The 9,231-nt window shown below is 73.8% G+C and carries 9 protein-coding genes; 7 read left to right on the forward strand and 2 right to left on the reverse strand.

The genetic code is table 11. The annotated features are described in order from the left end of the window. Positions 1–191: 191 nt before the first annotated feature. Genes ispH through ACYQ77_RS29970 form a run of 5 tightly spaced genes read left to right on the forward strand, consistent with a single transcriptional unit; the run spans position 192 to position 5,197 of the window. Positions 192–1,127, forward strand: coding sequence for a 4-hydroxy-3-methylbut-2-enyl diphosphate reductase (gene ispH, locus ACYQ77_RS29950; protein ID WP_459717014.1), 936 nt, complete (start codon positions 192–194; stop codon positions 1,125–1,127). Continuing rightward, a complete protein-coding gene (locus tag ACYQ77_RS29955) occupies positions 1,124–2,848 on the forward strand; it encodes a 1-deoxy-D-xylulose-5-phosphate synthase (RefSeq protein WP_459717016.1) in 1,725 nt (574 codons plus the stop codon). Before ispH ends, ACYQ77_RS29955 begins: the two co-directional genes overlap by 4 nt. Beyond that, a complete protein-coding gene (gene ispG / locus ACYQ77_RS29960) occupies positions 2,848–3,945 on the forward strand; it encodes a flavodoxin-dependent (E)-4-hydroxy-3-methylbut-2-enyl-diphosphate synthase (RefSeq protein ID WP_459717018.1) in 1,098 nt (365 codons plus the stop codon). Before ACYQ77_RS29955 ends, ispG begins: the two co-directional genes overlap by 1 nt. Next, positions 3,942–4,697 (forward strand): bestrophin-like domain, encoded by a 756-nt coding sequence (locus ACYQ77_RS29965; protein ID WP_459717020.1) that lies wholly within the window; start codon positions 3,942–3,944, stop codon positions 4,695–4,697. The genes ispG and ACYQ77_RS29965 overlap by 4 nt, the downstream gene beginning before the upstream one ends. Next, a complete protein-coding gene (locus ACYQ77_RS29970; protein ID WP_459717021.1) occupies positions 4,694–5,197 on the forward strand; it encodes a hypothetical protein in 504 nt (167 codons plus the stop codon). The genes ACYQ77_RS29965 and ACYQ77_RS29970 overlap by 4 nt, the downstream gene beginning before the upstream one ends. Here ACYQ77_RS29970 and ACYQ77_RS29975 read toward each other — a convergent pair. Further along, complete coding sequence (locus ACYQ77_RS29975) at positions 5,194–5,532, reverse strand: cupin domain-containing protein (RefSeq protein WP_459717023.1); 339 nt, start codon at positions 5,530–5,532, stop codon at positions 5,194–5,196. The two genes, ACYQ77_RS29970 and ACYQ77_RS29975, sit on opposite strands and share 4 nt — an antisense overlap. Positions 5,533–5,554: 22 nt before the next feature. On the opposite strand from ACYQ77_RS29975, the gene ACYQ77_RS29980 reads away from it, so the two are divergent. Beyond that, complete coding sequence (locus tag ACYQ77_RS29980; RefSeq protein ID WP_459717024.1) at positions 5,555–6,142, forward strand: TetR/AcrR family transcriptional regulator; 588 nt, start codon at positions 5,555–5,557, stop codon at positions 6,140–6,142. Positions 6,143–6,193: 51 nt separating this feature from the next. On the opposite strand, the gene ggh is transcribed toward ACYQ77_RS29980, so the two are convergent. Continuing rightward, on the reverse strand, positions 6,194–7,507 hold the full coding sequence (ggh, locus tag ACYQ77_RS29985) for a glucosylglycerate hydrolase (RefSeq protein WP_459717026.1): 1,314 nt from the start codon (positions 7,505–7,507) through the stop codon (positions 6,194–6,196). Positions 7,508–7,661: 154 nt separating this feature from the next. On the opposite strand from ggh, the gene ACYQ77_RS29990 reads away from it, so the two are divergent. Then, a complete protein-coding gene (locus ACYQ77_RS29990; RefSeq protein WP_459717028.1) occupies positions 7,662–8,783 on the forward strand; it encodes an ROK family protein in 1,122 nt (373 codons plus the stop codon). Positions 8,784–9,231 lie beyond the last annotated feature (448 nt).

Raw genomic sequence — 9,231 nt, forward strand, 5'->3', positions numbered from 1 at the left:
TCCCGAACGGGAGACTCGCGGGTTCCGAACGGGAGACTCGCGGGTTCCGAACGGGAGACTCGCGGGTTCCGAACGGGAGACTCGCGGGTTCCGAACGGGAGACTCGCGGGTTCCGAACGGGAGACTCGCGGGTTCTGGGCGGGAGACTCGCGCGGTTTGGTGTTGTTCGGTCGTCTACGCAAGGAGAGTCCATGGCCGGCCCGGCTCCCCATACGGTTCTGCTCGCCGCGCCGCGGTCGTTCTGCGCGGGTGTCGAGCGGGCCATCGAGATCGTCGAGCACGCGCTCGCGCAGCGTGGGCGGCCCGTCTACGTGCGCAAGCAGATCGTGCACAACGCGCACGTGGTGGCGGACCTCGAGCAGCGAGGCGCGGTGTTCGTCGACGAGCTCGCGCAGGTGCCGCCCGGCGCGACCGTCGTGTTCTCCGCGCACGGCGTCTCGCCGGCCGTGCGCGCGGAGGCGGGGCGGCGGCACCTGCGCGTCATCGACGCCACCTGCCCGCTCGTCACCAAGGTCCACGCGGAGGCGCGGCGGTTCGCGGGCCGCGGCGACACCGTCCTGCTCATCGGGCACGCGGGTCACGAGGAGGTGGAGGGCACGCTCGGCGAGGCGCCTGGGCACACGATCCTCGTCGAGGACGTCGAGCAGGCGTGGGCGGTCACCGTGCCCGACCCGGAACACGTCTCCTACCTGACGCAGACCACGCTGTCGGTCGACGAGACCACCGCGATCGTCGGGGTGCTGCGCTCCCGCTTCCCGTTCCTGAAGGGCCCCGCGTCCGCCGACATCTGCTACGCCACCACGAACCGCCAGCACGCGCTCGCCACCGTCGCCGAGCAGTCGGACCTGGTGCTGGTGATCGGCTCGACGAACTCGTCGAACTCGGTGCGCCTCGTGGAACTCGCGCGGCGCGCGGGCACCACGGCGCACCTCATCGACGACGCGGGCGACATCAGACCGGAGTGGCTCGACGGCGTGCGCACGGTCGGCCTCACGGCCGGCGCGTCGGCGCCGCCGGAGCTGGTCGACGAGGTGGTCGCCGCGCTCGGGCCGGTCCGGGTGCTGGAACACCGGACCGCGACGGAGGACATCCGGTTCACGCTCCCGTCCTCGGTGCGGCCGTCATGACCGACCTCGCCGAGCTACGCCGGATGTCCGTGCCCGCGCTGCGGGAGCTCGCCGCCGAGCTGCGGGCGGTGCTGATCGACAAGGTCAGCGCCGCGGGCGGGCACCTCGGCCCGAACCTCGGCGCGGTCGAGCTGACGATCGCGCTGCACCGCGTGTTCCGCTCCCCCGACGACGTGCTGCTGTTCGACACCGGGCACCAGGCGTACGTGCACAAGCTGCTGACCGGCCGCGGCTTCGACGACCTGCGCCAGGCGGGCGGCACGTCCGGCTACCCGTCGCGCACCGAGTCACCGCACGACGTGATCGAGAACTCGCACGCGTCCACCGCGCTGTCCTATGCGGACGGACTGGCGAAGTCGTTCGCCATCACCGGCGCCCGCGACCGGCGCGTGGTCGCGGTCGTCGGCGACGGCGCGCTGACCGGCGGCATGGCTTGGGAGGCGCTCAACAACCTCGGCGCGGCGCCCGCGCGGCCGGTCGTCGTGGTGCTCAACGACAACGGCCGCTCCTACGCGCCGACCGTCGGCGGCCTCGCCGAGCACCTCGCGGCGCTGCGCGCGGGCACGAGCGGCGCGAACCTGTTCACCGCGCTGGGTTTCGCGTACACCGGCCCGGTCGACGGGCACGACGTCGTCGCGGTGGAGACCGCCCTCCGGGACGCGGCCGCGCTGGGGCGGCCGGTGGTGGTGCACTGCGTCACCGAGAAGGGGAAGGGATACCCACCCGCCGAGGAGGACGAGGCCGACCGCATGCACGCGGTGAGCCCCGCGGCCTCGGCGGGTGGGCGGTCCTGGACGTCGGTGTTCGCCGACAGCATCGCCGCCATCGGCGCGGACCGGCCGGACGTGGTGTGCCTGACCGCGGCGATGGCGCTGCCCGCCGGGCTCGGCGAGTTCGCCGCGCGGTTCCCGGCGCGGGTGTTCGACGTGGGCATCGCCGAGCAGCACGCGGTCACGTCGGCCGCGGGGCTCGCGATGGGCGGGCTGCACCCGGTCGTCGCCGTCTACGCCACGTTCCTGTCCCGCGCGTTCGACCAGGTGCTGATGGACGTGGCGCTGCACCGGCTCGGCGTGACGTTCGTGCTCGACCGCGCGGGCGTGACCGGCCCGGACGGCGCGAGCCACCACGGCATGTGGGACGCGTCGGTGCTGCCGGTGGTGCCGGGCCTGCACCTCGCCGCGCCGCGCGACCCGGCGACGCTGCGGGAGCTGCTGCTGGCCGCGGTGTCCATCCCGGACGCGCCGACCGTGCTGCGGTACCCGAAGGCGACGGCGGGCCCGGACATCCCCGCGGTGCGCCGGGCCGACGGCTACGACGTGCTGCTGGAGGCGCCCGAGGCGCCCGTGCTGCTGGTCGCGGTCGGGCCGCTCGCGGGTGCGTGCCTCGCCGCCGCCGACGAGCTGGCGCGCCACGACGTGCCCGCGATGGTTGTCGATCCACAGTGGACGATGCCGCTGCACCCCGGGCTGCTGCGGCTCGCCGCCGGGTTCCCGCTGGTGCTCGCGGTCGAGGACACCACGGCCGTCGGCGCGCTCGGCGCCCGGCTCGGGCAGGCGCTCGCCGCGGCGGGGGAACGCACGTGCGTGGCGACGTTCGCGCTGCCGAACGGGTTCCTGCCGCACGCGTCACGTGAGGAGATCCTGCGCGCGCACGGCCTCGACGGGAACGGCATCGCCTGCACCGTCCTCAAGCGACTCACCAGGATGAAGGCGGTGGTGTGATGACCGCGGTGGACCTCGGCGTCCCGGTGGCGGGTCCGCGACGGCGGCGGTCCCGGCAGGTGATGGTCGGCGACGTGCCGGTCGGCGGGGGCGCGCCGGTGACGGTGCAGTCGATGACGACCACCGTGACGGCCGACGTCGAGGCGACGCTGCGGCAGATCGCCGAGCTGACCGCGGCGGGCTGCCAGATCGTGCGGGTCGCGGTGCCGTCGGCCGACGACGCGGACGCGCTCGCCGACATCGCGAAGAAGTCCCCGATCCCGGTCGTCGCCGACATCCACTTCCAGCCCAGGTACGTGTTCGCCGCGATCGACGCCGGCTGCGCGGCGGTGCGCGTGAACCCCGGCAACATCAAGAAGTTCGACGACCGGGTGGCCGAGATCGCCCGCGCGGCGGCCGACGCCGGCGTCCCGATCCGCATCGGCGTCAACGCGGGCTCGCTCGACGCGCGGCTGCTCGCCAAGTACGGCAAGGCGACGCCGGAGGCGCTCGTCGAGTCGGCGCTGTGGGAGTGCTCGCTGTTCGAGGAGCACGGGTTCACCGACCTGAAGCTGTCGGTGAAGCACCACGACCCGGTGGTGGTGATCGCCGCGTACCGGCAGCTGGCCGCGCGCTGCGACTACCCGCTGCACCTGGGCGTCACCGAGGCGGGCCCGCGGTTCCAGGGCACGGTCAAGTCGGCGGTCGCGTTCGGGGTGCTGCTCGCCGAGGGCATCGGCGACACGATCCGGGTGTCGCTGTCCGCGCCGCCGGTGGAGGAGGTCAAGGTCGGACTGTCCATCCTGGAGTCCCTGGCGCTGCGCCCGCGGCGGCTGGAGATCGTCTCGTGCCCGTCGTGCGGGCGGGCGCAGGTCGACGTGTACCGGCTGGCGGAGCAGGTGACCGCCGCGTTCGACGGTTTCGAGACACCGCTGCGGGTGGCGGTGATGGGGTGCGTCGTGAACGGGCCGGGCGAGGCGCGGGAGGCGGACCTCGGGGTGTCGTCGGGGAACGGCAAGGGGCAGATCTTCGTACGAGGCGAGGTGGTCCGGACGGTCCCGGAGAGCCAGATCGTCGAAGCCCTGCTCGACGAGGCGATGAAACGGGACTGGACGTGAGCATTTACGTGGTGGGGCTGTTATGGGTCCTGGGGGTCGGGCTGGTGGCGGGCACGCTCGCCTACCTGGTCCGGCGGATCGGTGAGACGCAGGGCGTCGTCGACAACAACGAGGCGGCGGGCCAGGTGTTCACCCTGGTCGGCGGCCTGCAGGCGGTGCTGCTGGCGTTCGTGCTGATCTCGCTGTTCGACGGCGTGACCGCGGCGGAGGACGGCTCGTACGAGGAGGCCGACAGCCTGGTGGCCGCCGTGTGGGCGGCGCAGGAACTGCCGGACGGCGCCGGGGTGGCGACGCAGGCGCGGGCGTACGCGGAGGAGGTGATCGAACGGGAATGGCCGCGCATGAGTGAGGGCACCGCGGTCGACGGCGCGGGATGGACGGCGCTGGAACGGCTGCGCGCGGCGGTGGCGACCGCCCCGGCCATCGACGAGTGGGCGGTGGACCGCAAGAACGAGGCCAACGACCAGCTGTGGACCGTCTACCAGCAGCGGCAGGAACGGCTCAACACCGCCACGAGCGGCGGGGTGAACTCGGTGGTGTGGTTCGCGTTGCTGGTCGGCGCCGCCATGGCGGTCGCGCTGCCGATCCTCTTCGGTGGCCCCAAACCGGCGACGCACATCCTCATCGTGTCGATACTGGCGGGCACGATGGCGCTCCTGTTGTTCGCGACGCAGCAGCTGCAGAACCCGTACGGCGGTGGCGCGCAGGTGAGCCCGGCCGCGTTCGAGTCGGCCCTGGACCGGCTGAGATGACCGACTGCCTCATCGGCGTGCACGTGACGCTCCTGGTGACCGTGACGGTCTGCCTGTTCCCGCAGGAACCACCGCACCACCCGCCGCCCGCCCCGCCGCCGACCACGACGACCGCGCCACCACCCCCGCCGACCACGACGCGACCACCGGCACCGCCACCGGCACCGCCACCGACGACCACGGCACCGCCCGCCCCGCGACCACCGGCCGCCCAGCCGCCTGCCGCCGAACCGCCGAGCCCGACCACGGTCCCCACCCTGCTCCCGACGACCACGACGGTGGCGGTGGTCCCACCGCCGGTGACCACCCGTCCCACGACCGCGCCGCCACCCACGACCACGTCGTCCCGGCGGCCGCTGCACATCGTGGACAAGCCGGACGTGGCCGCCGTCCCGTCGATGCAGGAGGCGACGGAGGAGAAACGCCGCTGGGGCCTGACGATGCTGATCATCGTGATGGCGGCGGGCGCGGCGGCGGCCAGGGTGGCGAGGCGGCGCTAGGACGGGCCCAGCGCGGCGGCCGGGCGCGGACCGCCGGGCCGGGGCTCCTTCAGCTCGACGAACACGGAACGGGTCGGGGTCTCACCCACGTTGCGGCCCTGGTGTTCCTGCGCGTCCAGCCAGCGGACCTGCCCGGCGGGCAGGTCGACCGGCACCTCCCGGCCACCGGCCGTGATGACGCGCTGGAACGAGGACAGCGTCACCATCACGCTGTCCGGGTGGGCGTGGAGGTGCGTCGCGTCGCCCGGCATGTCGCGGTACTCGAGCACCCGCACGCGGTCGTTCTCGAACACGACCCGGTACAGCTCCGGATCGGTGACGACTGGGTCGTTCATGGGACTACGGTACCATCATGGTATGGCAGTGCCATATGAATCGACCGGGCGGGTTCGGCAGAAGCAGCGGACCCGGGACGCGCTCGTCGAGGCGGCACGCGAGCTGGTCGAGGCAGGTGCGACCCCGACCGTGGAGCAGGCGGCCGACGCCGCGGGCGTCTCGCGGACGACGGCCTACCGCTACTTCCCGAACCAGGAGCGGCTGCTCCTCGCGGCGATGCCGGTGATCGACCGGACGAGCCTGCTCGACGAGGACGCCCCCGACGACGTCGCCGCCCGGCTCGACCTGGTCGTCACCGAGCAGACGACGATCCTCCGCAGGTGGGAGCCGCAACTGCGGGCCGCGCTGCGGTTGTCGCTGGAGCAGGAGACCCGCCCGGCGCTGCGGCGGGGCAGGGCCATCGGGTGGTTCGAGGACGCGCTGGCACCCCTGGCCGGGACGCACCCGCACGTCGACCGGCACCGGCTGGCGATCGCGATCCGCGCGGGCTGCGGCATCGAGTCGTGGGTGTGGCTGGTCGACGTCGCGGGGGTGTCCCGGGAGGAGGCCGTGACCCTCATGCGCGAGTCGGCGCAGGCGCTGCTGACCGCTGCCCTGTCGCGGAGCTAATCGAGCCAGGCGGGTTGGTCCACGCGGCCCGGCCCGGATCCGCGACCGCGTTCACGACGTGTGCAACCAGTCCAGCACGACCGTGGCCGTCCACGACTGCTGCCGCGACCCGAGCGGTTCGCCGGTGAGCGGGTGGTAGTACTCGGCGAAGGAGCCGTCCGCGGCGAGCCGCAGGCACTCCGACCGCAGGTGGTCGGCCTCGCCCTGCCAGCCGCGCTGCTCGAACGCCCACCCGAACAGCCACGCGATCACCGGCCACACCGGGCCGCGCCAGTACTCGCGCGGCCGGAACCCGACGTCGTTGGGCGACACCGACGGCGGGATCCGCGCGAACAACGACGGGTGCCCCGCCCAGTCCGGGCCGGTCAGCGTCGCCAGCATCGCCTTCTCGACCTGGTCGGGCAGGCCACCGCACAGCAGCGGCGCGAACCCGGCGATCGTGCTGGACGACAACCACCGGTCGCCGCGCAGGTCGCGGTCGCGGGCCAGCCCGGTCAGCTCGTCGTAGGACGCGGCGACCGCCGCGCGGGACCGGCGGGCCCAGCCGCGGAGCTGCCGGATCCGCCACGGCGGCTGCCCGCTCTCCTCGCCGAGCGTCGCGAGCACCTCGCTGGCCAGCGCGAACAACGCGGTCACGAACACGTCGCCGACGAGGAAGCTCGACGTGCGCACCACCGCGTCGGCGTCGTAGCGGACCTTGCGCATCTCCTCGATCAGCCACAGGTACCGGTCGTACTCGGCGTCGCTCGGCCGTTCCGCGTCGGCGGCGACGAGGCCGCGGTCCAGCCGCACGTACGGCGGCAGGTCCGGACCGGGGACCACCTCGGCGTACGGGACGTCCCAGCGCGGCGAGTTGTCCATGCCGGACTCCCAGCCGTGCACGATCGCGAGCACGCCGGTGCCGAGCGGGTCGCGGTGGCGCACCAGCCACTCGTGCCAGCGGTACAGCTTCGGCCACGCCGTCTTCAGCAGCTTGAACGCCACCTCCCGCTCCCCCTGCGAGCGGGCGATGTCCACGACGCGCCGCAACGCGATCGCGTGCACCGGCGGCTGGCAGATGCCGGACGTGCGCGGGGAGTCGGGGGCGTCGGCGTTCAGCTCCGCCGCGCCCCAGCGCTCCGGGCCGGGGAAGTAGCCGGTGCCCTCGGAGAAGACGATGTGGGGGATCATGCCGTTGCGCCACTGCGCGTTCAGCAGCGTCTCCAGCTCGCGGGCCGCGCGCGCCACGTTGAGGTGGGCGAGCCCGATCGAGATGAACGCGGTGTCCCAGCTCCACATGTGCGGGTAGAGGCGGGGCGCCGCCGTGATCATCGTGCCGATGTCGTTGCCGGACAGGGTCCAGGCCGCGCTGGCGGCCAACTGCACGGACCCCAGGTTGGGTCTCACCTGACCTCCGAAAAAAACTTATGTCTAAACTTTAGACAGAAGTGACGCTCCTCAAACCTAGGCTGGAGCCATGGCCGACGTCAACCGGGCAATCACGAGCAGCGGAGCGGCATCAGCGGGGAATGTTGTCGCGGTGTTACGCGAATCGGGCCCGCTCACCCGCCAGCAGCTGCAGGCGCTGCTGGGGCTCTCCCGCGCCACGTTGGTCGAGCGGCTGGACACGCTCACCAGGCTGCGCATGGTCCGCACCGCGGGGCACGACGCGTCCAGCGGCGGCAGGCGCGCGGCACTGCTCGAGGCGGACCGCACCAGCCGCGTAGCGGTGGTCGCGTGGCTGGGGGCGAGCCACCTGTCGGTCGGCGTCGCGGACCTCGCCGGGACGGTGCTGGTGGACCACACGGAGCGGTTGCCGCTCGGCCACACCCCCGGCGACGTCGTGCCGTGGCTGGTGGACACCGCGCGCAAGCAGCTGACGGACACGGGCCGGGCCGGTGACCTCGCCGCGGTCGGCCTCGCGGTGCCGGGCCAGATCGACCAGGAGACCGGCATCTCGATCACGCCGCCGACCATGACCGCGTGGCGGGACGTGCCACTGCGGGACGGCCTGGCCGACGGCCTCGGGGTCGAGGTGCTGCTGGAGAACGACGCCAACGCACTCGCGTACGGCGAGTACCTGGCAGCCGGGCGGCGGCAGTCGACGGTGCTGGGCGTCGCGGTCGGCACGGGCATCGGCGCGGGCGTGGTCATCGGCGGCAGGCCCCACCGCGGCGCCACCGGATGTGCCGGCGAGATCGGCCACATCCGCATCGAGGACCACGACGAACGGTGCACCTGCGGGCGGCGGGGGTGCGTGGCCGCGCTGGCCAGCGGGAAGGCGCTGATCCGGCAGCTGCGCGGGGAGGGCGTGCGGGCGCTGCCGGACGTGATCCGCCGGGTCGAGTCGGGCGACCCGCACGCGGTCGCCCTGGCCGGTGACGCCGGCCGCCTGGTGGGCACGGTACTGGCGACGGTCGTGACGATCCTCAACCCGCACGTGGTCCGGGTGGGCGGCGAGATCGGCGCGCTGGTCCCATTCCGGGAGGGACTGGCGGAGACGTTGACGCAGCAGGCGCACGAGGTCGCCGCGCAGGGGTTGGACGTCGGGCCCGCTGTGCTCGGGGAGCAGGCACCGCTGGTGGGCATGGCGGGGCTGGCCGCGGAAGCGGTCTTCGCACCGGCGGCGATCGACAGGTTGGCTGCGCGTTCGCTGTCGTGACGTTGGCGGCTGGGCGGCGCGTCGGGCTTGTGCGCGGGGGCTTCGCCTGCCCGGCAAGGGCTCGTCGAGCATTGCCTGCAACGCGGGTCGGCTTGGGGCTGCCGCTTCTTGTGGGCTCCGCCGCTCTTGTGGGCTCCGCCCGCAGGGCAGGCTCGCCAGGCAACACCAGCAACGTCCGCAACGCCAGCCAGCGTGGCGGGCTCTGCCCGCGGAGCGGGCGTGGCGGGCTCTGCCCGCGGAGCGGGCGTGGCGGGCTCTGCCCGCGGAGCGGGCGTGGCGGGCTCTGCCCGCGGAGCGGGCGTGGCGGGCTCTGCCCGCGGAGCGGGCGTGGCGGGCTCTGCCCGCGGAGCGGGCGTGGCGGGCTCTGCCCGCGGAGCGGGCGTGGCGGGCTCTGCCCGCGGAGCGGGCGTGGCGGGCTCTGCCCGCGGAGCGGGCGTGGCGGGCTCTG

Source organism: Actinophytocola sp. KF-1, from assembly GCF_054661535.1.

Bases quoted from the DNA above. Each gene is read 5' to 3' on its own strand.
- ispH (WP_459717014.1), top strand. From the start codon at position 192: ATGGCCGGCCCGGCTCCCCATACGGTTCTGCTCGCCGCGCCGCGGTCG.
- ACYQ77_RS29980 (WP_459717024.1), top strand. From the start codon at position 5,555: ATGGCAGTGCCATATGAATCGACCGGGCGGGTTCGGCAGAAGCAGCGG.
- ACYQ77_RS29975 (WP_459717023.1), bottom strand. From the start codon at position 5,532: ATGAACGACCCAGTCGTCACCGATCCGGAGCTGTACCGGGTCGTGTTC.
- ACYQ77_RS29955 (WP_459717016.1), top strand. From the start codon at position 1,124: ATGACCGACCTCGCCGAGCTACGCCGGATGTCCGTGCCCGCGCTGCGG.
- ispG (WP_459717018.1), top strand. From the start codon at position 2,848: ATGACCGCGGTGGACCTCGGCGTCCCGGTGGCGGGTCCGCGACGGCGG.
- ACYQ77_RS29970 (WP_459717021.1), top strand. From the start codon at position 4,694: ATGACCGACTGCCTCATCGGCGTGCACGTGACGCTCCTGGTGACCGTG.